Below are 25,899 nucleotides of genomic sequence, written 5' to 3' on the forward strand. Positions count from 1 at the left end.
CTACGATTAGTGTGTCATTTTTTATGAATTTTTAATCGAAAGGAAGAAAAAAATAGAAGAATAAGCATATCAAATGCGCCTTGATGTATTTGCACCCAGATTTTATCGCGCTCTGCTCGATACATTTCCTCTGAAAATCTGAGGCATCAATTGGAGCCGGAGTTTCCCCCACTGAATGGAATACCAATATGCATTCTCACCACTTAAAGTAAAATCAAGAGGCTGCCTCCTGAAGGCAGCCTCCTAACTCAACTTTCGTTCCCGTTCGTCGAACAGATCATCCAAGGAACTCAAGGTACCATCTTCTTCCACCTGGTGGGTATAGATGATTTCCTTCCCAATGGAAAGTTCTATGAAGCAATTCCAGCAATAATACTGATTCACTCCAATTTTACCAAGGTCCTTGCTTTGACAATTCGGACATTTCATCATGGGCATTGCCACCTCGTTGGTTAATTGCCGACACGATGATGGCATCCTTTCCCATATTTGGCGGATCGAGGGTTCGGATTACCCGCTTTCCTTCCGTAATATCTGAGAAAAAACCATCAGTCAGCTCGTACCCAACGATTGTGCCCTCTTTTTCCAAAAAATATACATCATCCAGCAAGCCGAGCTTTTCGCCATGCGGCGTCATTGTATTTTTTTTGGCTAAAGGGCGTCCATGATGCATTGTATGTTCATTATCCAGCTCTCGATATTTGGAGTATTGCCCATTGCTATCAAGTATAATCCCATCCTCACCAAAGGATGAAACAGACTGAACGGGAACGCGTACCTTTTTACCGATGAACCCTTTTATCTGCAGCAAAAGATCTGTCACCAGTCCCTCTTCGCCTATGCAAATATCGCAAACCTCGCCTAGTACTTCTCCACTTCGGTCATAGACCGACATGCCTTTCAATAAAGAAAATGTCCGCAAAAGAAACACCGCCTTTTTCGAACATTTTTATTGTCTGCTCAATCGAGGAAATCATAAGGTGAAACATTTTCCATGCCAATCATGGGATCAGCCATGAAAAGCTTGTCTTCATACGACCAGTCCTCGTGCTCATTATTCAATTGTTGTGTTTCAACGGCCGGCTGTAGTTTTTCACCTGCCAGCTTCTCACGCAATGTTGTTTGTCTCTTTTGATCGTCTTCTCGTTCTATTCCAGTACGAAAGGCACTTTCTTCTCCACACAGAATAAGAAATTGCCTGCTCCGTGTTATAGCTGTATATAATAAATTGCGCCGAAGCATCCGATAATAATTCCTTACAACTGGAAGGATGACAATCGGGAACTCGCTCCCCTGTGATTTATGGATAGAACAACAAAAAGCATGAGTAATCTGATTAAAATCCTGGCGCATATATGTGACTTCTGTTCCTTCAAAAGAAACGATAATCATATCCTGCTTTTCCACATTTTCATTTGCATACAAGATCGAAATAATTTCTCCGATATCACCATTAAAGACATTTTTTTCCGGTTGATTGACAAGCTGCAGCACCTTATCTCCTATCCGAAATTTCGTCTCTCCTAAAGTTATTTCCTTGTTTCTTTTTTCTTTTTTCGGATTAAAAACTTCCTGCAAAATTTTATTCAAGTTATCAATTCCGGCTGGCCCTCGGTACATAGGAGCTAATATTTGAATATCCTTAGCCGTGTAGCCTTTTGTGATAGCATTTTTTACGACTTTCTCAACAACATCCCCAATTTGCGGTGCTTGGCATTTAATAAAAGACCTGTCTTTCTTCTGAATTGTAATATCAGAAGGAGTTTTTCCGTTTTTTATTTCATGTGCCAGTTCCACAATCGACGAACCGTCTGCTTGACGATAAATGTCAGTCAATTGGACAACCGGAAGGGTATTGGAGGCTAAAAGATCTTTCAGCACTTGCCCTGGTCCAACGGAAGGTAGCTGATCTTCATCCCCCACAAGAATGACCTGAATGGTGTCAGGAAGTGACTTGAAAAGCTGATGGGCAAGCCACGTATCCACCATCGACATTTCATCAATAATGATGATTTTTCCCTCAATCTCTCGTTCTCCTTCGGTATCCAAGTCCTCCTGGCCTGTCATGCCCAATAGCCTATGGATGGTCATCGCTGGGAGCCCGGTCGACTCGGCCATCCTTTTGGCTGCACGGCCAGTAGGGGCCGCCAAGACAAAAGGAAACACATCTTCTCTTTTATAGGCATGGATATCTAGAGAACAACCATGAAGCTCTGCATACAGTTCCACAATTCCTTTTATAACTGTTGTTTTCCCGGTTCCAGGACCGCCTGTCAAAATCATCAATGGACTCGTTAAGGCTGTTTGAATCGCTTCTTTTTGGGAAGGTGCATACTGGACGTCCAACCGTTCTTCCAAATTCCCGAGCGCTAATAAAAATTCAGATTCTGGAAATTGATCTGCGTATTGCTTTTGATCCATAATCCGGCTAATGTTCGTAACAAGACCTTTCTCCGAAAAATAAAGCGAAGGCATATAAACCCGCTGTTCCTCACCAATCACCTTACCTTCTTCTTTTAACTGAATGAGGGCATCCGCAATTAATTCAAAAGGAATTTCAACATCCTGGCTGTTTTCTAACAGTTGCTTTACTTGTTCAAGCAGCTGCTCCGCTTCCAAATAGACATGTCCGTTTTGCATACATTGTTGATCCAGAACATACAAGCAGCCAGCCTTGATCCTTTGTGGGTGATTCCCTACAATGCCAAGCTGAGCTCCAAGCTCATCCGCCCTGCCGAACCCAACTCCTTCGACATCTTCGATCAGCTGGTATGGATTTTTTTCAATGATGTTCAATGTTTCCTCTTTATACACCTGGTATATCTTCATGGATATTTGCGGCCCGAATCCATATTGATTTAAGCCAATCATCACCTGCTCCAGTCCCTGGTGTTCAAGAAGCGTTTCATACAAGTTGTTGGCTACTTCAGGCGGAACCCGGGGGATTCCCTCCAAAACAGATGGTTTGCTTAAAATGAGACTGATCGCATTTTCACCAAGGGCTTCCACAATTCTTTCAGCTGTTTTTTCACCAATTCCTTTGAATAAATCGCTGGAAAGATACATAACGAGTCCCTGTTTTGTCTGTGGCATTTCTTTTTTAAAGTGCTTGGCTTGAAATTGGAGTCCAAATTTCGGATGTTCCTGTAATCCTCCATAAAAAATGTATGTTTCCTGTTCGTGTATTTTGGGAAAGTAACCAGTGATGACAGCTTCTTTTTCCTTATACTCCTCGTTTGTTTCCTCCACTCTAATCCTGACAACAGAGTATAGGTTTTGTTCATTGTGAAAAATCGTAACGAGGTGCCGTCCCTTTATGAATTTTTCATCTTCAGAAAACAGATCAAGTGATTCCATTGCCGGGACCTCCCTTAATGCTTAGTCTTGCTCGTTTAAAACTTGTTCCACCAGTTTTTTTCCATTCCCCGCTAGAAGATGATCGGGTTGGATGGCCAATGCCTTATTGAAGTAGCCCAAGGCTTTTTCTAGTTGGTTTTCTTCGCCCGTGTACGCAACACCCAAATTATACAAAGCGTCTGCATGCTCAGGATCAGCTTCAACCACTTTTGCCAGATTTTTAATTGCTTCGTCCATGACTCCTGCCCTTGCTAATGCCAACCCATATTGGAACTTCGCTTCAATATCTGCAGCATCCAGCTCTACACTTCTTTGCAGATATGGGAGTGACAATTCATTTCTTCCCAAATTTACAAAGCACATTCCAAGCATATAATGTAAATCATTCGTTTCCGGACCAATAGCCAGAGCTTTTTCAAACATTCCGGCTGCTTCTGGATATTTTTCCTGATTAAAATATAAATTTCCATAGCTATAGTAAGCCGCTGTCGCCTGATTATCCAGTTCTATAGCGCGCTTGAGAAATTCCTCCGCCCGTTGCGGCTCTCCAACCGATAGAAGAACGTTGGCGAAGTTTACATAACCTACTGGGTCCTTCGGATTTTCCTCTATCGCCCCTGTAAACATTTGAATGGCTTTTTCCATTTTTCCTTGCTGTAAATATTCAATTCCCTGTTTGTTTTTATCCATTTGCTACACTCCGTACATAAGTTCTTTTATTATTAAAATTATAACATATACCCTAATAGAAAAAGCGTGAGCTCCCGTTTTTCCATGTTAACGCAAAAAGAAATGCCAGTTCAACATCTACGCATAAAAGCTAAACTATTTCGAGTTTTCCCCATCTCTTAACGCTATAATAAAGAATTAGTATCATTTTACACTTACTCACCAGGAAAGAGCTGCTTATAAAATAAGCAGCTCTTCAACTATCCAACATACGTTAATCTTTGTCCATCCCGAAAAATCTGGTCAATCGTTGCTCCTCCAAGGCAAACATCCCCGTCATAAAAAACGACAGCCTGCCCAGGTGTAACAGCCCTTACGGGTCTTGCAAATCTGACTTCAGCTTCATTTCCCGATAACAGCTTGACAGTAACTTCCTCGTCCGGCTGCCGATAACGGAATTTAGCGGAACAAGTAAACTCAGTCTCTTTCTCCTGATTGGAAATCCAGTTTACTTTAATAGCTTGGATACTGTCGGAATATAATGTCGGATGATTGAATCCTTGTTCTACATATAAAACATTTTTCTCAAGGTTTTTCCCGACAACAAACCACGGGTCACCGGCACCGCCGATACCAAGACCATGACGCTGCCCAATCGTATAATACATCAATCCGTCATGCGTACCGACCTTTTTCCCGTCCAAAGTCTCCATATTCCCTTTTTGAGCTGGAAGATAGCCGCTTAGAAATTCCTTGAAATTCCGTTCCCCAATAAAACAGATACCAGTGCTGTCTTTTTTTTCTGCTGTGGCCAAACCTGCATCTTTGGCTATTTCCCTTACTTTTTTCTTGTCAATGCCCCCAAGCGGAAACATAACCTTTTGGAGTTGGTCCTGAGTTAACTGATTTAAAAAGTATGTCTGGTCCTTATTTTCATCAATTCCCCGCAGCATTTTCACTTCCCCATTGCTGCGTTCCACTCGCGCGTAATGGCCTGTCGCCAAAAAATCAGCGCCTAGTTTCAGCGCATGGTCCAAAAATGCCTTAAATTTGATTTCCTTATTACACATCACATCAGGATTAGGTGTTCTTCCCGCTTTATATTCATCTAGAAAGTAGGTGAATACCTTATCCCAATATTGCTGTTCAAAATTAACTGCATAGTATGGTATGCCAATTTGATTACATACTCTTATCACGTCATTATAATCTTCAGTAGCCGTACATACGCCAAATTCATCCGTGTCATCCCAATTTTTCATAAAAATTCCGATCACATCATACCCCTGCTCTTTTAGCAGGAGAGCAGCCACAGATGAATCGACTCCACCGGACATACCAACAATCACACGTGTATCTTTCGGTTCCTTATTCACTGTAATCTTCCTTTCATATGGTAAGCCTTCGGACGATTTCAGCTGTTTTCTTAGCGGCCTCCACGATCTGGTTCTCTGTATTGCCAAGTCCGAAACTGAAGCGGATTGAATTTCGAGTCCGTTCTGATCCGCCGCCAAACATAGCGGTCAAGACATGAGAAGGCTCAATAGAACCAGCCGTGCAGGCAGAACCGCTTGAAGCAGCTATTCCTGCTAGATCTAAATTCACGAGAAGTGATTCCACTTCTGTGCCAGGAAAGCTGATATTCAAAACGTGAGGAACCGATCCTTCCGTTGAACCATTAATCATAAATTCAATTTCTTCATCAACAAGTGTCTGAAGAAATTTATCTTTTAATTGTTTATATGTCTGTCTTTTTTCGTCTAACATACTTGAGGAGATAGATGCAGCCTCGGCAAACCCCGCAATAGACACAAGGTTTTCCGTTCCCGGCCGTCTTTTTAGTTCTTGCTCTCCTCCATAGAACAAAGTATCAATCCTTGTTCCATTCTTGATATAAAGAAACCCAACGCCTTTTGGACCATTTATTTTGTGGGCTGAAGCAGATAAAAGATCAACTTGGAGATCATTTACATCAATTTTTTCAGTTCCGTATGCCTGAACAGCATCCGTATGGAGATAAGCCTGGTGGCTTTCTAATAATGAACCGATTTTCTTAATTGGCTGAATAGCTCCTACTTCGTTGTTAGCAAACATAACCGATACCAGAATGGTGTCATCACGAAGAGCTTTTTCTATTTCTTCCACACCAACCAAGCCATTTTCATCCGGTTGGACATATGTCACTTCAAACCCTTCCCTCTCTAGGAAGTTACAGGCGTGAAGTACAGCGTGATGTTCGATAGAAGATGTAATAACATGCTTCCCTTTATCTCTATTTGCGATTGCTGTGCCTATGATTGCAAGATTATCTGCTTCCGTCCCACCGCTCGTAAAGACAATTTCATTGTCTTTGGCCTGGATTGTACGGGCCACTTTTGCTCTCGCCAAATCCAGCAAATGACGGGCCTGGCGGCCAATAGCATGGATACTGGATGGATTCCCGTATATCTCTTTCATAACTGTTGTCATTTGCTCCGCAGCCTGTGGATGGAGCGGTGTTGTAGCAGCATGATCCAAATAAATATTATTCATTGTTCCCACCAATTTCTAAGATTAAATATAAAACATGTAGGGCTGTACTTGGCCTTCATCTTCATGGTTAGCCAAATCCTCAACAGTTGTACTGTCCAAAACGTCCTTTACTGCGTCACGTATTCTGATCCATAACGATCTTTTTGCAGGCTCCTCATCCTCGATTCCTTCGACAGGACTGATGGGCCCCTCTAATACGCGGATGATATCGCCAGCCGTAATCTCTGAAGGCTCTTTAGCCAATATGTAGCCGCCATATGCCCCCCTCACGCTTTTGACCAGCCCTGCATTGCGAAGAGGACCTGCAAGCTGCTCAAGATAATGCTCCGAAAGATTATGAGACTGCGCTATCGACTTCAAGGATATGGGGCCCTCTCCATATCTTTTTCCAAGTTCAATCATGATGGTCAAACCATAACGACCTTTGGTAGAAATTTTCATACACTTGCACCCCGTTCAATTTCGTTCACTTTTTTATCTTTTACTGTATTTTTCAGCCATTTATTTGTAAATGTTTGGCATTGCGGCAAAGCAATACCAATGAAAGTACCTGCAGCAATACTGAATACAATCGTACCGATAAAAATAGGACCTCCGAGTAACCAACCAATTATCAAAACCCCTACTTCCATCAACCGTCTGGCATTGGAGACTCTCCACTTCGTCTTAGCAGTCAATGCCAGCATAAAGCTGTCTCTTGGACCGGCTCCAAGCTCTGCGGACAAATAGACTCCCATGCCATAAGCGTAGATTACCATTCCCCCCATAAACATAACTCCTTTTCCCAGCCATGTTTCGGGTTCAGTCATGAATGGAAGCATCATGAACATATCAATAAATATCCCAACGACAATCATATTCAAATAAGCACCGAATTGCGGCCATTCTCTCATCATTAAACCGGCACTGCCCAATACGACAAAACCGACGATAATGCTCCATGTCCCGATTGTTAAACCAAACTGATAATAAAGACCCACATGAAGAACATCCCATGGAGACGCCCCAAAATCAGAGACAATCATCAGCGCAATTCCGAGCGACATCACAAGAAGCCCAACAATAAACAAAATAAACCTCTTTGGTAATTGATCTCTTTTTTTCAAGTCTCCTACCCCTTTGCATTGCTCCATTATAACATAACCCCTATCCAAAATGCATATAGCACGCAAGTTTGGTATGATAGTAGCAATGAGAAATGCGAAGTGCTTACTAACCTAAGTACAGATGGCTAGCTCTGTCAAATTAAGATTAAGGAAATGTGAGAGTGCCTGCTTATCAGCGCGCTGTTGAAAGCATAATTTTTTTCAGTATGGCCATCGATAGAACTCAGCTGAACGACGTTCTGCCACTTCACTTTTTGAACCACCTCATAAATTTATTAGAGGAAAACGGCTATGTATGCTGCTGTATTGAGCCAACATCATACAGTCTTGCTCTCTTCACCAAATATCTTCCCCCAGGGAGGCATATAAGTTGCGAAGTTTATGAGTGATTTGCACTAGAGATACACAAATTGTCATTAATCTCACATTTTTTCTATAAAGAAAACAAGACAGCAGTTTGGAGAGGATGTCATGAAAGCACAACCTTTGGCCTTTCGGATGCGCCCAAGAACAATTGATGAGGTCGTTGGTCAGCAACATCTTGTCGGAGAAGGGAAAATCATTTCTAGGATGGTAAAAGCAAAACAGCTTTCATCCATGATTTTATATGGTCCCCCAGGCATCGGAAAAACATCAATAGCAAGTGCCATAGCAGGAAGCACCAACTACGCTTTCCGTTCCTTAAACGCAGTAACGAATAATAAAAAGGACATGGAGATAGTCGCTGCAGAAGCGAAAATGAGTGGGAAAGTGATTCTATTGTTGGATGAGGTTCACCGCCTTGACAAAGGAAAGCAAGATTTCCTGCTCCCATATTTAGAAAATGGCATGATTATTCTGATTGGCGCTACCACAAGCAACCCTTACCATGCAATTAATCCGGCAATCAGGAGTCGTTGTCAGATCTTTGAGCTTTTTCATTTGGAAGAGCCTGAAATTTTCAAAGCAATTGAAAGAGCCCTCCATGATGAAGAGCGCGGCCTTGGCAAATATGAAATAAACCTAGACGAAAACGCTCTTCATCATTTTGCTTCCGCAAGTGGTGGAGATGTAAGAAGCTCTTTGAATGCACTAGAACTCGCTGTCCTTTCAACTGAGCCAAATAAGGACGGAGTTATTCATATTACAGTGGAAGTAGCTGAAGAATGCCTGCAGAAAAAAGCTTTCTCCCATGATAAAGATGGCGATGCCCATTATGATGTTATGAGCGCTTTTCAAAAATCAATCCGCGGCAGTGATGTGAATGCTGCTCTGCATTACCTCGGGAGAATGATTGAAGCAGGCGATTTGCCAAGCATTTCCAGGAGATTGCTCGTAACCGCGTATGAAGATATTGGCCTCGCCAATCCGCAAGCAGGCTCTAGAGTTCTCGCTGCGGTACAAACAGCAGAAAAAATCGGTTTTCCTGAAGCTCGGATTCCACTAGCAAACGCAGTGATTGAGCTCTGCCTGTCTCCAAAATCCAATTCTGCCTACAAAGCGATGGATGAAGCATTAAGCGATATTCGTTCAGGTAAAAGTGGTGAAGTTCCGCTCCATTTAAAAGACTCACATTATAAAGGGGCAAAATCATTGGGAAGGGGAATTGACTATAAATATCCCCACAACTATGAAGCCGGCTGGGTTAGGCAACAATATCTGCCTGATAAAATAAAAGGAAAAGAATATTATAAACCGAAAAAAACTGGGAAATTCGAGCAGGCTTTGGCAGCAGTGTATGAAAAGATCCAAAATAACTAGCCTCTAAATAAAGTAAATCAGTAGGCGAAAAACGGATTGTTCGTTTTTCGTCGACTGTTTTTGCATAAAAAATGATTTGACACTTTCCGCGTGTCCAATTTTAGAAAAACAGAAAAGGTTGTCACAGAAAGCCACCTGTCACTGGCATACTGGACAACCTTGTTTAGGCCGTTGAAAATTCGAACCACAAATTAAAGTTGGCTTGCTAGTAGTCACCACTTTTTATAAAAGTAAGCAATGGTAGGGATTATCCCTGCTGATGATCCTTTTTATCAGAATCTATATATGAGGCATCTTTCAACGCCTTGGCATATTGAAAACTGAAAAAATGAACTAAGCCCATCCTAACATCCGTAGTCTTGGGTAATTCAACCCTTATTAACTCGCTCAATATGAATCCCCTTCAGAAGCTCCCTGACTACATGGCTTGCCATAATTAAGCCGGCAGTTGAAGGAACGAAAGCATTGGATGAAGGTGGCATTTTCGCCTTCCTAATATCGGAATCCTGCTTTCCGACTTCTTGAACCACATCTTCCTTGACGACAATCGGACTCTCATCTGAGAATACAACAGGAACTCCTTTTTTGATGCCCTCTTTTCTCAGCCTTGTTCTAATTACCTTTGCAATGGGATCTGTATGAGTTTTAAAAATATCCTTGATCATAAAGCGGGTCGGGTCCATTTTATTGGCAGCACCCATGCTTGAAATCATTGGGATATCCCTTTTAAGGCATTCCTTAATCAAATGAATTTTATATGAAATCGTATCAGAAGCATCCACGACAAAATCGAGATCATGTGAAAAGAATTCTTCGTATGTCTCTTCTGTATAAAACATCTTTAAAGCAACGACTTCACATTCTGGATTAATGTCTTTTATCCTTTCTTTCATCAAATCCGCTTTCGGCTTTCCAACAGTTGACAGCAAAGCAATAACCTGTCTATTGACATTCGTGATATCCACGTTGTCTTTATCAACAAGAATCAATTTGCCAACACCTGACCTCGCAAGTGCCTCTGCGGAAAATGAGCCGACTCCGCCGATTCCTAGAACAGCTACTGTGCTGTTTCTCAATATTTCCAATCCTTCTTTTCCTATCGCCAATTCATTGCGCGAAAACTGATGCAACATCCAAATCATCTCCAGCAAAAAATCAATTCTTGCCTAAGATTAATGTAAAAAGAAATGTTTTGCAAGTAAGAAAAGCGGGGGCGCAGCCTTAGGAGACAATCACAAGGTTTGATAAGGAAGACCTTCAGCCACCACAGATAAGCGGTTTGTCACCTCAATATGATGGCACCTGGCCGCCTCAAATCGCGACATCCTGTCACTTCGCTTACACTGCCACGCCCTCCGTCGCATCGCAGGATCAACAACCATAACAATAAAAAAAGCAACCTGCCTCTCATGCAGACTGCTTTTGCTGACAAAAAAATAAAAGTCCCAATTGTGCCGTCCTTAAGATCCTTTGTTTTGAACCCGCTCTCGGCAGGTGGGTGCTCTGCTTCAAATCTCTAGCGTCCTTAAACCAAAGGCATGCCATTGATTTGAAAACTCCAAGCTCCCGTAGTTAAAACTTGTCGGTCAAAACGATAAGGTATTTAGACGTACACATCAGGACTTTCTTATTGCTTAAATATTATCACACGACGAATAATATATCAAACGAAACAATTGGCAGGTTTCCCATTTATATTTTCTTCTGATCAACCTGAAGGTGCAATTCTCTTAATTGTTTGCTATCCACTTCATCCGGCGCTTTCATTAGAAGATCGCTGGCACTTGCCGTCTTCGGAAAAGCGATTGTATCCCTAAGGCTCGAGCGTCCGGCCAGAAGCATCACCATTCTGTCAAGACCTAACGCAATCCCTCCATGAGGTGGAGTTCCATATTCAAAGGCTTCAAGTAAAAAGCCAAACTTCTCTTGAGCCTCCTCCTGCGAGAATCCAAGAGCTTTGAACATTTTCTCCTGTACATCTCTTTCAAATATCCTTAATGAACCTCCCCCGAGCTCATATCCATTTAACACAAGGTCATAGGCTTGAGCACGTACACGCTCAGGGTTTGTTTCAAGGTATTCGACATCTTCTCTAACAGGCATTGTAAATGGATGATGTGCAGCAGTATAGCGCCCTTCTTCTTCATCGTATTCTAATAACGGCCAGTCAACTACCCAAAGGAAATTAAATTTAGATTCATCAATGAGTCCAAGCTCTTTGCCAAGCTTCAACCTTAAAGCATTGAGGGCGTCAGCCACTACACTCTTTTTGTCGGCAACATAAAGAATTATATCTCCGACTTCTGCGTGAAGAAAAGTTGTAAGTTGCTTGACTTCTTCTTCATTAAAGAATTTAGCGATCGGCCCTTTAATGCCGTCTTCTTCAACTTTCATCCAAGCAAGCCCTTTTGCCCCGTAAATGGCGGCAAATTCACCGAGTGCATCAATATCTTTTCTAGAATACTTTTCTGCGGCCTGTTTTACAACGATAGATTTTACCTGTCCTCCAGATTGAACTGCTCCGGAAAACACTTTAAATCCTGAGTCCTTCACGATTTCAGAAACATCCTGAAGCTCCATTTCAAAACGGGTATCTGGCTTATCAGAACCGAAACGTGCCATTGCCTCATCATATGTCATCACTGGGAAGTGCTCTGGAACATCTATACCCTTCACATCTTTCATGATTTTGGCCATCATTTCTTCGACCATTTCCATGATTTCCTTTTGATCCATAAAGCTTGCTTCAATATCCACTTGAGTGAACTCAGGCTGACGGTCCGCCCGTAGATCTTCATCTCTGAAACAACGGGCGATCTGATAGTATTTATCAAACCCGCTCACCATCAGAAGCTGTTTAAACAGCTGTGGGGACTGAGGCAATGCGTAAAATTCACCTGGGTGAACACGGCTCGGTACAAGATAGTCCCTGGCTCCTTCCGGAGTGCTTTTCGTTAGCATCGGCGTTTCAATATCAAGAAAACCACTTTCATCCAAGTAATTACGGATTGTTTTTGTGACATCATGACGCATCTTAAACACTTCGAACATCTCAGATCGACGCAAATCCAGATAACGGTATTTTAAACGGATGTCCTCCGCTGCATCTGTTTTGTCCTCAATCATAAATGGAGGTGTTTTTGCTTTATTAATAATGGTTACTTCATTGACAATTACTTCGATTGTACCTGTCTTTATTTTAGGGTTAAAAGTGGATTCTTCCCGTTTCACCACTTCGCCTTTCACATCAATAACAAACTCGTTTCTAAGAGTTTCGGCAGTTTCTAGTGCTTCTTTTGATACTCCCGGGTTAAAAACAATTTGAACGACTCCAGTGCGGTCACGAAGATCGATGAAAATTAAACCACCTAAATCACGGCGTCTTTGTACCCAGCCTTTTAATTGAACTGATTCTCCAATTGCCTTTTCAGTAATTTCTCCACAATAATAAGTTCTTCCAAACATAGGTAAACTCTCCTTGTCATCCTCTATTTAAAAATTCAACAATATTATCAAGCGAAACATTTTCCTGTTCGCTCGTTTGTAGATTTTTTATAACCGCTGTGCCTTTTTCCAGTTCCTCTTCTCCAATAATCAGAACATATTTGGCATTGACCCGTTCAGCAGCTTTAAATTGAGCTTTCATCTTACGCCCCATATAATCTTTTTCAGCAGTAAGACCTGCTCTGCGAAGTTCTTGTAAAAGAGGAACAGTATAGTCCATCGCACTGTCACCAAGGGCAATAATATAACAATCAACAGTTGTTTCGTGAGGAAGGGCAACTCCTTCTGCATCAAGTGCGCTTAATAGTCGTTCAATACTAAGCGCAAAGCCGATTCCAGGTTGATCAGGGCCACCCACATCCTGTACGAGGCCATTGTATCTTCCCCCACCGCACAAAGTAGTAATGGCACCGAAGCCCTCAGCCTCACTCATAATTTCAAAAGCTGTGTGATTGTAATAATCTAATCCTCTAACAAGAGTGGGATCCACCACAAACTCGATTTTCATATCAGACAAATGCTTTTTCACAGTTTCGAAGTAATGTCTTGATTCTTCATTCAAATAATCAAGTATGGAAGGGGCAGACGTCATAAGCTCGTGATCCCGATCTCGTTTACAGTCCAAAATCCTCAATGGGTTCGTTTCAAGGCGCTGCTGGCAATCACTACAGAACTCCCCGATCCTCGGCTGAAAATGGGCGATAAGCGCATCCCTGTGTGCTTTTCTACTGGAGCTGTCCCCGAGGCTATTGATGACTAATCGAAGCTTTTTCAAACCGACTTCTCTATATATCTCCATTGCAAGTGAAATGACTTCCGCATCAATAGCAGGATCGTCGCTTCCAATGGCTTCTACACCAAATTGAACAAACTGGCGGAAACGACCTGCCTGCGGACGCTCATAACGAAACATCGGTCCAAAATAATAAAGCTTAACAGGCTGGACTGCTTGCCCATACATTTTATTTTCGGCGTAAGAGCGAACGACTGCAGCCGTTCCCTCTGGACGCAGTGTCAGACTACGGCCACCCCTGTCTTCAAAGGTGTACATCTCTTTTTGAACAATATCAGTTGTGTCCCCAACACTCCGTTGAAAAAGCTCTGTATGTTCAAAAATTGGAGTCCTAATTTCTTTGTATAGATATCTTCTGCAAATATCTTTGGCTTTTTTTTCAATGAACTGCCACTTTTCAATTTCTCCTGGAAGAATATCCTGCGTACCTCTAGGTATTTGAATTGACAACCTCATTTCTCCTTTCTATCATTCCAGATAAAAAACAAAAAACTCCCAGTCTCTTGTTTCGAAAAACAAGGGACGAGAGTATTTCCCGCGGTGCCACCCTTTTTAAAAGCGATCATCACTTTCACTTTTTCACATAACGCTTGTAAGCGTCCTTCTCCTACTGAGCAATAAAGCTGTTCAAAGAGGAATCCTAAGGAGTGTCTTTCATCAGGGCAATTTCCGGAAATATTTTCAGCCTGGATATTTCCTCTCTGAACAAATTGTTCCTGGTTACTCTCTCCCTCATCGGATGAACTATCTGTAATTTATCTATATATCATACGAACGTATACCGCTTTTGTCAACGTTTAACCCCGTTCAAGGCCTCTTTTTAAAAATTGAATATCTGAATGATCCCAACCATATTCATTCCCAAATGAAGCCGGAACTTCTCCTAATTCCTTTTCGAGGAGATTTTGTAAGTGAAGGCCATCTGTGTTTGGCAAAGCTGTTCCTGTGTTTCGCCCTTTTTCATTGATTCTCATAAAACTCCTCCTGGAATTGATATTCCTTTATTATTTCCAAATTCCCTCATTTATATGAAAGACAAGACCACAATTCAGCGTCTGGGCAATTTAAACGAAACCCCCGTAATGTTGGCACACTGGACATTAGTCTGATTCCTTGAAAATTAATAACAGGATTTCCTTTATGTCTGCTAGAAGAAAAGTATGATTCCACTTTTTTATTTTTGCTCATCATGCGATAATAATTACCAAGAGAGAAAGGCGGAATGACCGTGGGGAAAAAAGAATTATTGATGATTCTTGCACTCATTTTTATAATCGCCGGATGCGGCAAGGATCAGTCACTTACCACCGCAGACTCCGAAACCGCCACAATCACAGGTGAAATCGTAAATGTCCGCGAAAAACCAGACACGTCTTATTCAGTTATTACCCAATTGAAAAAAGGAGAAACATACCCGATTATCAAAGAAAAGGATGAATGGTATGAAATTGAACTGCCCTCAGGTGAAAGCGGATGGATTGCAGGATGGCTGGCCTCCAAAGAGAAAACAACAGCAAAGCCAAATGAAGGCAGCATCACCGTTCAAGGCCTGAATGTACGTTCTAAACCAAGTACTGACAGCGATATTTTGGGTAAGCTGAACGAAGGCCACAAGGTAAAAATCATTGAAGAAAACAATGGATGGAGCAAGATTTCTTTTGAGTCCGGAACTGCATGGATCAGCAGTGAATATATTAAGAAAAAAGAGATAGGCGGCAAAAAAACAAAACATAAATCAACCAATATCATGGTGCTTCATGATGACTCAATGATTAGGAAAAAACCCGAGCTCAAATCAAAAGTTGTGGGACAAGCATACGCTGGAGAAGTATACGAAGTAATCAATCAAAAGAAAAATTGGGTGGAAGTAAAGACATCTGAAGGAAAAAAAGGATACATAGCCGATTGGATCGTTTCATCGACTGATAGACCTGCCAGCCAAAGAAGACCTGGAAAAGGATTATCCGGAAAGCTGATCGTAATTGATGCAGGACACGGAGGCCATGATCAGGGCGCGGCGGGGGCAAACGGAGCTATTGAAAAAGAAATAACGTTAAAAACAGCAAAGCTACTTGAAAAAAAACTTGAAAAAGCCGGTGCACAAGTTGTCATGACAAGGTCTGGCGACAAATATGTACCACTTTATGGCAGAACCAACACAGCTGCCGAAAATACTGCAGATATTTTCATCAGTCTGCATTATGACAGCATTGATGACGCTTCTGCTTCTGGGCATACGACATATTATTTTCATTCTTATGAAAAGCGGTTGGCGGACACACTGCACAGTCATTTGTCCAAATCGCTTAAGCTCAAAGACCGTGGTACACAATTTGGGAACTACTATGTCATAAGAGAAAATACCCAACCAGCCATCTTGCTGGAACTTGGATATTTGAGCAATAAAGATGAAGAAGAAGTAATACAATCGAAGAAATATCATGAGAAGGTCACTGACGCAATTGTAAAAGGGCTGAAGGATTTCTTTAAGGAATAATTTTACAGAAAATAACCCTCCTTCGATCTGATTAACCTCCAAAAATCAACGAACATAAAAAAGGGGCTACCTGATTTAAAACGGAAGCCCCTTTTTTTATGATGGATAGATTAAATTTAAACTCAGTAACTTTTTTGAACAAAAGATATTTTCAGGAAAAATCAATTAAAAATATGATTAGATTAACTATTTTAAAGGTGCAGTATCTATAAATAGTTTTTACTAGCGAAAGCACGTAACGCAATATAAATGACGGGAACCTATTGATAGCTTGCGTTCACTTTACTGCGTAATTCTTGTCCAGCAAAACTATAACAATAAAATGCGGAATCTCGAAAATGACTGAGGTGCCAATATGAAATATACTTGCCTTTGTTGTGGATATAAATCATTAGATGAAAAGCTAACAGATATCTATGAGATTTGTACCATATGTTTTTGGGAAGATGACGGTGTTCAATTTAAAAACTCTGATTATGAAGGTGGTGCAAATGATATTTCTTTAAGACAAGGGCAAAAAAACTTCAGTAAGTTTGGGGCTTGCAAAGAAAAATTGTATTGAATTTGTAAGAGAACCGAACAATCAAGATATCAAAGATCCATTTTGGAAACCGCTAAAAATAGTAGCTTCACCATATTTTTATTCATTATCAACTTTTTCATTTAACAAGCTTTTTTTAAAAAATAAAGCACCGCTTAATTCAGTGCCGCTTTAGTTATTTTTCAATTGGTTCTCTGGTTCTCTCTAAAACAAGAGTGACAGGCCCATCATTGACTAGGTCAACCTCCATCATAGCTCCGAAAACACCTGTCTCCACCTTGACTCCTCTGCTCCGCAGCAGTTCGTTAAAATGCTCATATAAGGGATTTGCTTTGTCTGGCGATGCTGCATCGACAAAGCTTGGACGCCTGCCTTTATTACAGTCAGCGTAAAGTGTAAACTGTGAGACTGACAGGATTTCACCTTCTACATCTTTTAATGAACGGTTCATCTTTCCATCCCCATCCTCAAAAATACGGAGGTTGACGATTTTATCCGCAAGCCATTCAGCTTCCTTTTCGGTATCATCATGTGTAATGCCAACTAATAGAACGAAGCCTTTGTCGATGGCTCCAGCTACTTTTCCTTCCACAGTCACCTTTGCTTGACTGCATCTTTGAAGCACGATTTTCACTTTCATATGCCCCTTTAGTTCATGATTCGATGGACTGCATATACATCTGGAATCTGTTTAATTTTATCCACAACTTTATGAAGATGGCTGATGTTATGGATTGCGATAGTCACCATAATCGTAGCCATTTTATTTCGGTCTGTCCTGCCTGTCACAGCTGTAATGTTCGTTCTTGTACCACTAACTGTCTGTAGGACTTCGTTTAAAAGTCCATGGCGGTCATAGCCCAAAACTTCAATATCAACATTATATTCTTTAAGTGAATTGCCTCCCTGTACCCATTCAACAGGAATAAGACGGTTCTCCTGGTCAGAGCTTGTTACATTCGGACAGTCACAGCGATGAACGGAAACGCCCCTCCCTTTTGTGATAAATCCAATGATTTCATCACCAGGAACTGGGTTACAGCAACGCGAAAGCCGAATAAGTAGATTATCCGCTCCTTTAACTCTTACACCTGCTTCGTGTCTTCTTGGACGCGGACTCTGTCTGCCCTCGGATACAATTTCTTTTACAGCCTCTTCTTCATCCCGTTTTTTTCTCAACTTGTCTGTCAATTTATTGGCAACTTGCTGTGCCGAAATCCCATTATAGCCGACAGCCGCATACATATCATCTTCACTTGGAAAATTGAATTTCTCTGCCGTTCTTTCAATGTTTTCCGGAACAAGGATATCTTTAATGTCAAAATCAAGTTCTTTGATTTCTTTTTCGACCAATTCCTTGCCCTTGATAATATTTTCTTCTTTTCTCTGTTTCTTGAAAAATTGTTTGATTTTATTTTTCGCCTGGGACGTTTGTGCGAGCTTGAGCCAATCCTGGCTTGGACCATATGAATGTTTGGATGTAAGGATCTCTATAATGTCTCCAGTATTCAGCTTATAGTCCAACGTCACCATCTTTCCGTTAACTTTCGCTCCGATTGTTTTGTTACCAATCTCTGAATGAATCCGATAAGCAAAATCAATCGGTACTGATCCAGCCGGAAGTTCAAGTACATCACCTTTTGGAGTGAAGACAAACACCATATCGGAAAATAAATCGACTTTCAACGATTGCATAAACTCTTCGGCATTGGCCGATTCATTTTGGAATTCCAAAATTTCTCGAAACCAGGAAAGCTTCTTATCGAATGAAGCCCTTTGGTCAATTGTCTTTCCTTCTTTATATGCCCAGTGCGCCGCAATCCCGTACTCAGCAATCCTATGCATTTCAATTGTTCGAATTTGCACTTCCAGCGGCTCACCTTTTGGTCCTATAACTGTTGTATGGAGCGACTGATACATGTTCGGCTTGGGCATAGCAATATAATCCTTGAATCTTCCAGGCATCGGCTTCCAACACGTATGGATGATTCCAAGGACAGCGTAGCAATCCTTAATACTATTGACAATAATCCTCACTGCAAGAAGATCATAGATTTCATTGAATTGTTTATGCTGCAGGGTCATTTTCCGGTAGATGGAAAAAATATGTTTAGGCCTTCCATATAACTCAGCCTTAATTTCTACTTCTTCCAGCTGCTTTTGTACCCCGTCAATGACGTTGTCCAAGTACTCTTCCCTTTCAGCACGCTTCCGTTTCATCAGATTAACAATCCGGTAGTATTGCTGCGGGTTCAGATATCGAAGTGATGTATCTTCCAATTCCCATCTGATTTTCGAAATTCCAAGCCGATGGGCAAGCGGAGCAAAGATTTCCAGCGTTTCATTGGCAATCCTTCTTTGTTTCTCGGGAGCAAGATGCTTTAACGTACGCATATTATGGAGGCGGTCAGCAAGCTTAATCAAAATAACTCGAATATCTTTCGCCATAGCAACAAACATCTTCCTATGGTTTTCCGCCTGCTGCTCTTCGTGCGATTTATATTTTATTTTCCCAAGCTTGGTGACACCGTCAACAAGCATCGCTACTTCGCTGTTAAACTCTTCGGAAATCTGCTTGATTGTCACCTGTGTATCCTCTACAACATCGTGAAGAAAGCCAGCTGCAACCGTAGCTGGATCCAATTCGAGGTCAGCAAGAATACCTGCCACTTGGATCGGATGGATAATATACGGTTCCCCGGATTTTCGAAACTGATCCTTATGGGCCTGGCGGGCGAATTCATAAGCCCTTTTTACCAATTCAATATGTTCCTCGTTTAAATATTTACTTACCCGTTCAAAAACATCTTCCGCTGCTAAAATATTATCTTTTGCCACAAGGATCACCTTTTTAATTAAAATAAAAATTTTGAAAATGTGTCGAATAAAAATAGAATATGAATACTATTATCGTTTTTTATACGTTGAATGTAAAGAACGAGATAGCTTTTTCCATGATTTATCTCAAATTATATCGAATTTTATTTAAATGGATATAATAAAAAGCACTCAATGGAGAGTGCTTTTTATCCATTTTTTAGTCATTTAAAATGTTATTAATGATAATAAATCATAATCCTCAAGGGTTTCCCTTCCATCCAAATATGAAAGCTCAATGAGGAAAGCAATGCCGACAACGATGCCGCCTAATTTTTCGACAAGTTCGATTGTCGCTTGAATCGTTCCCCCGGTTGCCAATAAATCATCAACAATCAGGACACGCTGACCTTTTTTAATGGCGTCCTTGTGAATAGTCAAAGCATCTTTTCCATATTCTTTTCCATAGCTGGCCTTGATTGTTTCCCTTGGAAGCTTCCCCTCTTTTCTTACAGGGGCAAAACCGACGCCAAGCGCATAGGCAACAGGACAGCCAATGATGAACCCGCGGGCTTCAGGACCAACAACAAGATCTATTTCTTTTTCTTTCGCATATTCAACAATTTGATCCGTTGCATAACGGAATGCTTCCCCGTTATCCATCAATGTCGTTATATCTTTAAATAAAATCCCTTTTTGAGGCCAATCCGGCACGATTGTAATATATTGTTTTAAGTCCATGCATCTACTTCCTCCTCATGATAAACAGGGTGTGCTACTCGTTTTTCAAACCATTGTTTTAATTCCTGGTACGATGAATAAACCAGTACATTTTCAAGTTCAATGTCCGCCTGTTTCTGTTGATAGGCAGGAGAATCAGACAAATCTTTCTTCATTTTCACTTGGTTAATAGCAATAACACCTTCTTTAATTGTAACAAATTCCAGTTCAAAAAACACTTGAGTCATAAACTGGACTGTTTCTGTTGACCATCCACGATAGGCTTCAAGGTCTTTTCCGTACTTCCTCACATCAAAAGTGCGTCTTTTTGCCAAAAAAGCGTAATACCATTTGAAATGTTCTCTTGTTGGGATTGTTTTAAAAAATTGAGCTTGATCATGAGAAAAATGAGCGTATATTCGATTTGGAGACTTCCCTTCAATTAACGCCTCAAGAAGGGATAAATTCGGTGGAATATCAAGAAACACAATGCTTTTCCCATCAATGACTAGTTCTTTCGCCTCTTGGAAACTCGAAATCAACTTAACATCTGACGCCAGTATATCTAACGGAAACTCATCCAGTGTTTGTCGATTAAAAACGACAAAATTCGCATCGTTTTTCGGCAGCAAAGGAAGCCAGGTATCAAGGCGCTTGTTGCCACGCATGTCAAAAAGCTGCCAGCTATTAATACAAGCGTCTCTAATAAATATTTGCGGTTTCCTGATATTATTCCATTCGTTGATTGCCAGTTCCCCGATAACAGACAACTTGGCTTCAGGTGAAATGCTGTCCGCAATATAACCAAGATTAAAGCCAATTCCATCAAGTAGACCGCCATCCTGTTTTAAAGTCAGCTTGAGATGATTTTGATTCGTCCCGATTTTCCTTATATCCTGTGGATCTGCATCTTTGATCATAAACTTCGGCTTTGGATTGCTCACACCATATGGCGCAAGCTTGTCCAATTCTTTTATCGAGTCTAAATCCACTTCAGCCAGCAAAGCTTCTGCATCCAGATCAGTGAATGGGATTAAATCTTCTTCACTCAGCTGCTCTTCAGCCGCAGCCCCTAACCTCTGTCTTAGCTCATCCACTTTAGAGATTGGGAGCGTCATTCCTGCAGCCATTGGGTGTCCGCCAAAATGCTCCATTAAATCTGCACATGTCAGCAGGTTAGCGAACAAATCAAAGCCTTTGATACTTCGCGCAGACCCCTTGGCCTCTCCCTTCTCCTCATCATAGCCCAAGACAATCGCCGGTCTGTAATATTTTTCGGTCAGCCTTGAAGCTACAATACCGATCACTCCTGGATTCCATCCCTCTTTTCCAATGACAAGTACATGATTTTCGGAAGGTGGGTAAAGTGCTTCGACCATTTCTATGGCTTCTTTTGTTATCTCTGCAACAATATCTTTTCTCTCATGATTAAATTGTTCAATATCATTGGCAAGCCTTTCTGCTGTCTCATTATTTTCCGATAACAAAAGCTCGGCAGCAGGGTCTGCTGAATATAGCCTGCCCGCTGCATTTAAACGAGGAGCGATTGTGAAACCTACCGTTTCTTCATTCGCTTCAACAAGATTTACTCCGGCCTGCTTGCTCAATGCCAGAAGTCCGGGACGCTCTGAACGACTGAGAACACGAAGGCCTTTTTTCACGATAAGTCGATTCTCCCCATGTAATGGAACAAGGTCTGCAATTGTTCCGACAGCTACAAGATCCAGCAAGGAGTCCGGTACTGATCCATATAGTGCATGCGCCAGCTTAAATGTGACACCGACTCCCGCAAGATCTGGAAACGGATATATCGGGTCGCCATATCTTGGATGGATAATAGCGTAACCCGACGGTATTTCCGGTCTAATTTCATGGTGATCCGTTATAATCAAATCCATTCCAAGCTGCTTTGCAACTTCTGCCTCATGAACAGATGCAATACCAGTATCTACGGTAATAATTAGTTTGACTCCATTATGAGCAGCCTGACGAAAAGCATTTTCATTTGGCCCATATCCTTCTGTAAAACGATTTGGTATGTAAAAATCAACCGAAGCTCCCAGATCCCTCAAGACTGTCATTAATACTGTGGTGCTAGTTACACCATCGGCATCATAATCGCCGTATACAAGAATTTTTTCCTGCTCATCAATCGCCCGGCGTATCCGTTCAACAGCTTTATTCATATCTTGCATTAAAAAAGGGTCATGGAAGTCTTCCTTTTCAATATGTAAAAATCGATAAGCTTCAGCAGGATCAGTGATCCCCCTATTTACAAGCAATGTGGCGGCCAACAGAGATATATTAAGCTCACCAGATAGTATTTGAACCGCTTTCTCATCAGCTTTTTTTACGATCCAGCGTGTATTTGACTGTAACATTTACTCACTCTCCCAGACTTCCTATTATACAAAATGGGAGAGAGCCTTTCAAATTCCTTGGGGGAGATAAAACCTATGTCACTTCTCATAGCAACTTTAATCAAATGCGCCTTGGCGTATTTGTGCCCAGGTTTATCGAGCTCCGCTGGAAGCTTTAACTTTATTCAGCCGGGTTTTCGCCCACCACTGAATGGAATATCAAGGACTTCTCCTGAATGAAGTTAAAATAGGAATTAATCTGCACTAATACATTATGAACATCCTGTTCTTCCAGTAGCAATATCTTCACCCTGTTACCTACCCGATGTCCTTCCGCCACTGCATTTCCGGATCGACGGTGACTTAAGTAATACCCATTCTGTCGGGAGTAAAAGCTCATCAACCCGCCGAATTTTTGGAACAGAAAAGACGATTTTTTCGTAACTCTCTGTCTGATCATCATCCATGATCCAATTTATTATATATAGCCCCTATTCGCACAAGCCAGCTAATATTCGATGCACCAATTCCAATTAGTGCTGCGATAGATGAGCAAACATCAGAACGGTGTTCATAGGCATCTACGATCAGTGCTTCGCTATTGAGTTTTTCCTAAGCGATAAATTTATAATGGAATAATCCTTCCATGCCATGACGATAATGGAAAACACCACGGCAAAAATTGCTATTGAACTTGGTGCTTCCAAAGATGTGAAGGATGATTCAGCTATACGCTATAGTAACAGTAGTGTAGCCATTTCTGCTATATGCACCGGATAAGGGGTGATGGGATACTCCAATCCTGAAGGCTGTTCAAAACAGAAAATAGACTCGGAACGCTTAGTCATTCAGGAATCTCACTGGCGTAGTCAGCTTGCCCGTTCTCGGGTGGAAGTCTCATTTTACTCCCCTTCTCATCCCAAGCAAAAAAGCCGCAATTCGCGGCTTTTTTGGCTTTTACTTTTTCTATACTTGTGGTTCATCCGACCACTTTTTCTTTTGTTTTACTGTATTGATAGGACCATTTTTCTCCAATTCTTTTACCTTTAAATCATACCAAAGCTGGGCCGAAATGAAGATGGATGAATAGGTTCCTGCCAACAGGCCGACCAATAGCGCAAGAGAGAAATTCTGAATCGACTCACTGCCGAAAATCAACAGCGCCACTACAGTCACGATGACGGTCAATACGGTATTGATGGATCGAGTTAATGTCTGGCGCAGTCCCTTGTTGACGATCTCAGCAATATCCTCTTTCGTTTTCAGTCGTTTTTTCGCTCTCATATTTTCACGAATCCGGTCAAATGTGACAATTGTGTCATTGATGGAATAACCGACAATTGTCAAGACGGCCGCAATAAATGTGAGGTCTACCTCAAGCCTCGTCAGACTGAAAAACGCTACAATGAAAAAGGCATCATGGACAAGGCCAAGGATAGCAGAAAGTCCCATCCTATATTCAAATCGGAATGATACATAAATGACGATGCCCAATGCCGCTACTGCCAGAGCAAATAAGGCGTTTCTAGCCAGCTCTTTACCTACTGTAGATGACACGGTACTGACATTAGGTTCTGCTCCATATTTTTCTTCAAAATGATCCTTCAGCTTAGCAATCTCATTTTTAGACATAGCCCCTTTATAACGAGCTACACCGATTTCCTGATCGGTTCCGGAAAGGACAATATCATCGGATGGCACTCCTGCTGCATCCAACTCCCCGTTCAGTTCTTCGGTTGTTAAAGTCTTACCCGCATCGATTTCGACACGAGTTCCGCTTGAAAAATCAATTCCAAGATTCAATCTGAACATGCCAAGAACGATTGCCCCAGCCATAAGCAGAATAACAGAAAAAGCATAAAACTTCTTCCTGTTTTTTACAAAGTCAAACCTGTCAAATGGAGTTTTCAATTCATGTGCAGCAATATTTTCCGACAGGTCATGGATTTCCGACTTCTTAATGCCAAACCATCCCGGCTTTTCCTTGAAGAAGCGACTGTTGATCCATAGACCCAAAAGAAATCTCGATCCATAAACCGCTGTGATGAAGCTCATCAATATACTTAATATGAGCATCGTTGCAAACCCTTTGACAGAGCTTGTACCAAAGTAAAAAAGAACCGCTCCAGCCAACAAGGTTGTTATATTGGCATCAAGAATGGCAACAAATGAAGACTTGTTACCTGCTTGGAAGGCTGAGCGCAGCGACCGCCCAAGCTTGATCTCTTCCTTCAGCCTTTCGTATGTAAGGATGTTGGCATCAACCGCCATCCCTACACCCAAAATCAAGGCAGCGATACCCGGTAAAGTAAGAACCCCGTTCATTAGTGTAAAGATGAGTAAAATTAAATAAATGTAGATAGACAAAGTGATTGTCGCAATGAATCCTGGGAAACGGTAATAAAAGATCATAAACAAGAATATAATCGCGATCCCAATGATTCCTGCTGTGACAGTTTTATCCATGGCCTGCTCACCAAATTTAGCCCCTACTGAAGTTGAATATACTTCAGTCAGTTTAACAGGCAGGGCACCGGCATTGAGCAGGTTAGCCAAGTTCTCTGCCTCTTCAGGTGTAAAATTCCCTTCAATGGAAACATCAGTCTGATTAAATACTTGGTTGACATTTGGTGCAGAAAGTAGTTTTGTGCTATCGCCCGCAGCTGCCTTTTTGTAAGAGTCAACGCCCTCTTCGAAATCCATCCAAATGGCGAGTTGATTGTTAGGCTTCATGCTGACAATCTTTTCTGTCACTTCTTTGAATTTCTTTTTATCCTTTAATTTGACGAGGACAATAGGCTGGTTTGTATCTGATGAAAAGCTTTGTTTGGCCGCTCCTTCAACAAGATCCGTTCCATCCAGCATCACATTGTCATTGACATCCCTGAAAGTAAGTGTAGCCTGGGTTCCAAGAATCTCCCTCGCCTGATTCTGATCTTCAACCCCCGCAAGTTGAACCCTAATTCTGTTTGAGCCTTCAATCTGGATATTCGGTTCGCTTACACCGAGTACGTTAACCCTTCGATTAAGCGCATCCGTCGTATGTACCAAAGTGTCCCTAGTTATTTTTTGTCCTTCTTTTGCCGGTTTTACATCATATAAAACTTCAAAACCGCCCTGCAAATCAAGACCGAGCTTTATATTGTTTATAATATTGTTTGTTGTCGAGCCCATAATTCCAGCAATAAAAATTAATATGAGGAAAAAGGCTATGATCCGGCTTCTTTTTACCATTAAATATAAGTCCTCCTCGGATGACAAGC

General features: G+C 41.5%; 20 protein-coding genes, 1 other RNA gene, 1 pseudogene and 1 other annotated feature. Of the genes and pseudogenes, 3 read left to right on the plus strand and 19 right to left on the minus strand.

From position 1 onward, the window contains the following. Positions 1-243: 243 nt before the first annotated feature. The 8 genes from H9631_RS22225 to H9631_RS01100 all read right to left on the minus strand — a co-directional run bounded on the left by H9631_RS22225 (position 244) and on the right by H9631_RS01100 (position 7,691). Positions 244-432 carry a hypothetical protein gene (locus H9631_RS22225; protein WP_120068728.1) on the minus strand — a complete coding sequence of 63 codons (189 nt, stop codon included), beginning with the start codon at positions 430-432 and terminating at the stop codon, positions 244-246. Continuing rightward, on the minus strand, positions 392-922 hold the full coding sequence (locus tag H9631_RS01070) for a PRC-barrel domain-containing protein (protein WP_191809394.1): 531 nt from the start codon (positions 920-922) through the stop codon (positions 392-394). Before H9631_RS01070 ends, H9631_RS22225 begins: the two co-directional genes overlap by 41 nt. Positions 923-960: 38 nt before the next feature. Then, positions 961-3,357, minus strand: coding sequence for an SF1B family DNA helicase RecD2 (gene recD2 / locus H9631_RS01075; protein WP_191809395.1), 2,397 nt, complete (start codon positions 3,355-3,357; stop codon positions 961-963). Positions 3,358-3,378: 21 nt separating this feature from the next. After that, on the minus strand, positions 3,379-4,047 hold the full coding sequence (locus tag H9631_RS01080; protein WP_191809396.1) for a tetratricopeptide repeat protein: 669 nt from the start codon (positions 4,045-4,047) through the stop codon (positions 3,379-3,381). A gap of 239 nt (positions 4,048-4,286) precedes the next feature. Further along, positions 4,287-5,402: a tRNA 2-thiouridine(34) synthase MnmA gene (mnmA, locus tag H9631_RS01085; protein WP_191809397.1), complete on the minus strand. Its 1,116-nt coding sequence runs from the start codon at positions 5,400-5,402 to the stop codon at positions 4,287-4,289. A gap of 13 nt (positions 5,403-5,415) precedes the next feature. Then, on the minus strand, positions 5,416-6,558 hold the full coding sequence (locus H9631_RS01090) for a cysteine desulfurase family protein (protein ID WP_191809398.1): 1,143 nt from the start codon (positions 6,556-6,558) through the stop codon (positions 5,416-5,418). A 21-nt stretch (positions 6,559-6,579) separates the two neighbouring features. Then, positions 6,580-6,999, minus strand: a complete 420-nt coding sequence (cymR, locus tag H9631_RS01095) for a cysteine metabolism transcriptional regulator CymR (RefSeq protein WP_160705404.1) — start codon at positions 6,997-6,999, stop codon at positions 6,580-6,582. Then, the gene (locus tag H9631_RS01100; protein WP_191809399.1) at positions 6,996-7,691 is read right to left on the minus strand and encodes a YczE/YyaS/YitT family protein; all 696 of its coding nucleotides are present in this window, start codon (positions 7,689-7,691) and stop codon (positions 6,996-6,998) included. Before H9631_RS01100 ends, cymR begins: the two co-directional genes overlap by 4 nt. A 444-nt stretch (positions 7,692-8,135) precedes the next feature. On the opposite strand from H9631_RS01100, the gene H9631_RS01105 reads away from it, so the two are divergent. Next, the gene (locus tag H9631_RS01105; protein ID WP_191809400.1) at positions 8,136-9,404 is read left to right on the plus strand and encodes a replication-associated recombination protein A; all 1,269 of its coding nucleotides are present in this window, start codon (positions 8,136-8,138) and stop codon (positions 9,402-9,404) included. 368 nt (positions 9,405-9,772) lie between these two features. Here H9631_RS01105 and H9631_RS01110 read toward each other — a convergent pair whose 3' ends face one another. The 5 genes from H9631_RS01110 to H9631_RS01130 all read right to left on the minus strand — a co-directional run bounded on the left by H9631_RS01110 (position 9,773) and on the right by H9631_RS01130 (position 14,675). Beyond that, positions 9,773-10,537: a tRNA threonylcarbamoyladenosine dehydratase gene (locus tag H9631_RS01110; RefSeq protein ID WP_191809401.1), complete on the minus strand. Its 765-nt coding sequence runs from the start codon at positions 10,535-10,537 to the stop codon at positions 9,773-9,775. A gap of 305 nt (positions 10,538-10,842) precedes the next feature. After that, positions 10,843-11,030: non-coding RNA, 6S RNA (gene ssrS, locus H9631_RS01115), on the minus strand. A gap of 66 nt (positions 11,031-11,096) precedes the next feature. Continuing rightward, complete coding sequence (gene aspS, locus H9631_RS01120) at positions 11,097-12,869, minus strand: aspartate--tRNA ligase (protein WP_191809402.1); 1,773 nt, start codon at positions 12,867-12,869, stop codon at positions 11,097-11,099. Positions 12,870-12,885: 16 nt separating this feature from the next. Beyond that, positions 12,886-14,151, minus strand: coding sequence for a histidine--tRNA ligase (gene hisS, locus H9631_RS01125; protein WP_191809403.1), 1,266 nt, complete (start codon positions 14,149-14,151; stop codon positions 12,886-12,888). Between the two features lie 65 nt (positions 14,152-14,216). Then, positions 14,217-14,446: a binding site (T-box leader), on the minus strand. A gap of 52 nt (positions 14,447-14,498) precedes the next feature. Then, positions 14,499-14,675 carry a hypothetical protein gene (locus H9631_RS01130; protein ID WP_191809404.1) on the minus strand — a complete coding sequence of 59 codons (177 nt, stop codon included), beginning with the start codon at positions 14,673-14,675 and terminating at the stop codon, positions 14,499-14,501. A gap of 254 nt (positions 14,676-14,929) precedes the next feature. On the opposite strand from H9631_RS01130, the gene H9631_RS01135 reads away from it, so the two are divergent. Both H9631_RS01135 and H9631_RS01140 read left to right on the plus strand, forming a co-directional pair. Then, positions 14,930-16,198, plus strand: coding sequence for an N-acetylmuramoyl-L-alanine amidase (locus H9631_RS01135; protein ID WP_191809405.1), 1,269 nt, complete (start codon positions 14,930-14,932; stop codon positions 16,196-16,198). A 355-nt stretch (positions 16,199-16,553) separates the two neighbouring features. Continuing rightward, positions 16,554-16,815 (plus strand): annotated as a pseudogene (locus H9631_RS01140) (CPCC family cysteine-rich protein); the annotation flags it as partial. Between the two features lie 99 nt (positions 16,816-16,914). On the opposite strand, the gene dtd reads toward H9631_RS01140, so the two are convergent. The 6 genes from dtd to secDF form a co-directional block, all read right to left on the minus strand. Beyond that, entirely contained in the window at positions 16,915-17,373 is a 459-nt protein-coding gene (gene dtd / locus H9631_RS01145) for a D-aminoacyl-tRNA deacylase (protein WP_191809406.1), read from the minus strand. 14 nt (positions 17,374-17,387) lie between these two features. Continuing rightward, positions 17,388-19,577 (minus strand): RelA/SpoT family protein, encoded by a 2,190-nt coding sequence (locus tag H9631_RS01150; protein WP_191809407.1) that lies wholly within the window; start codon positions 19,575-19,577, stop codon positions 17,388-17,390. A gap of 207 nt (positions 19,578-19,784) precedes the next feature. Beyond that, on the minus strand, positions 19,785-20,297 hold the full coding sequence (locus tag H9631_RS01155) for an adenine phosphoribosyltransferase (RefSeq protein ID WP_191809408.1): 513 nt from the start codon (positions 20,295-20,297) through the stop codon (positions 19,785-19,787). Continuing rightward, positions 20,288-22,657: a single-stranded-DNA-specific exonuclease RecJ gene (gene recJ, locus H9631_RS01160; RefSeq protein WP_191809409.1), complete on the minus strand. Its 2,370-nt coding sequence runs from the start codon at positions 22,655-22,657 to the stop codon at positions 20,288-20,290. Before recJ ends, H9631_RS01155 begins: the two co-directional genes overlap by 10 nt. A 160-nt stretch (positions 22,658-22,817) precedes the next feature. After that, the gene (locus H9631_RS01165; protein ID WP_191809410.1) at positions 22,818-23,096 is read right to left on the minus strand and encodes a hypothetical protein; all 279 of its coding nucleotides are present in this window, start codon (positions 23,094-23,096) and stop codon (positions 22,818-22,820) included. Positions 23,097-23,602: 506 nt separating this feature from the next. Further along, the gene (gene secDF / locus H9631_RS01170) at positions 23,603-25,870 is read right to left on the minus strand and encodes a protein translocase subunit SecDF (protein ID WP_191809411.1); all 2,268 of its coding nucleotides are present in this window, start codon (positions 25,868-25,870) and stop codon (positions 23,603-23,605) included. Positions 25,871-25,899: the final 29 nt, after the last annotated feature.

The sequence above is a fragment of the Bacillus norwichensis genome, assembly GCF_014836955.1.
Taxonomy (GTDB): Bacteria; Bacillota; Bacilli; order Bacillales; family Bacillaceae_C; genus Siminovitchia; species Siminovitchia norwichensis.

Excerpts from the sequence above, each read along its gene's own strand:
- H9631_RS01165 (WP_191809410.1), bottom strand. The coding sequence starts at position 23,096 with ATGATCAGACAGAGAGTTACGAAAAAATCGTCTTTTCTGTTCCAAAAA.
- recD2 (WP_191809395.1), bottom strand. The coding sequence starts at position 3,357 with ATGGAATCACTTGATCTGTTTTCTGAAGATGAAAAATTCATAAAGGGA.
- aspS (WP_191809402.1), bottom strand. The coding sequence starts at position 12,869 with ATGTTTGGAAGAACTTATTATTGTGGAGAAATTACTGAAAAGGCAATT.
- H9631_RS01105 (WP_191809400.1), top strand. The coding sequence starts at position 8,136 with ATGAAAGCACAACCTTTGGCCTTTCGGATGCGCCCAAGAACAATTGAT.
- H9631_RS01155 (WP_191809408.1), bottom strand. The coding sequence starts at position 20,297 with ATGGACTTAAAACAATATATTACAATCGTGCCGGATTGGCCTCAAAAA.
- H9631_RS01080 (WP_191809396.1), bottom strand. The coding sequence starts at position 4,047 with ATGGATAAAAACAAACAGGGAATTGAATATTTACAGCAAGGAAAAATG.
- recJ (WP_191809409.1), bottom strand. The coding sequence starts at position 22,657 with ATGTTACAGTCAAATACACGCTGGATCGTAAAAAAAGCTGATGAGAAA.
- H9631_RS01100 (WP_191809399.1), bottom strand. The coding sequence starts at position 7,691 with ATGGAGCAATGCAAAGGGGTAGGAGACTTGAAAAAAAGAGATCAATTA.
- H9631_RS01110 (WP_191809401.1), bottom strand. The coding sequence starts at position 10,537 with ATGTTGCATCAGTTTTCGCGCAATGAATTGGCGATAGGAAAAGAAGGA.
- H9631_RS22225 (WP_120068728.1), bottom strand. The coding sequence starts at position 432 with ATGATGAAATGTCCGAATTGTCAAAGCAAGGACCTTGGTAAAATTGGA.
- H9631_RS01090 (WP_191809398.1), bottom strand. The coding sequence starts at position 6,558 with ATGAATAATATTTATTTGGATCATGCTGCTACAACACCGCTCCATCCA.
- secDF (WP_191809411.1), bottom strand. The coding sequence starts at position 25,870 with ATGGTAAAAAGAAGCCGGATCATAGCCTTTTTCCTCATATTAATTTTT.
- cymR (WP_160705404.1), bottom strand. The coding sequence starts at position 6,999 with ATGAAAATTTCTACCAAAGGTCGTTATGGTTTGACCATCATGATTGAA.
- H9631_RS01130 (WP_191809404.1), bottom strand. The coding sequence starts at position 14,675 with ATGAGAATCAATGAAAAAGGGCGAAACACAGGAACAGCTTTGCCAAAC.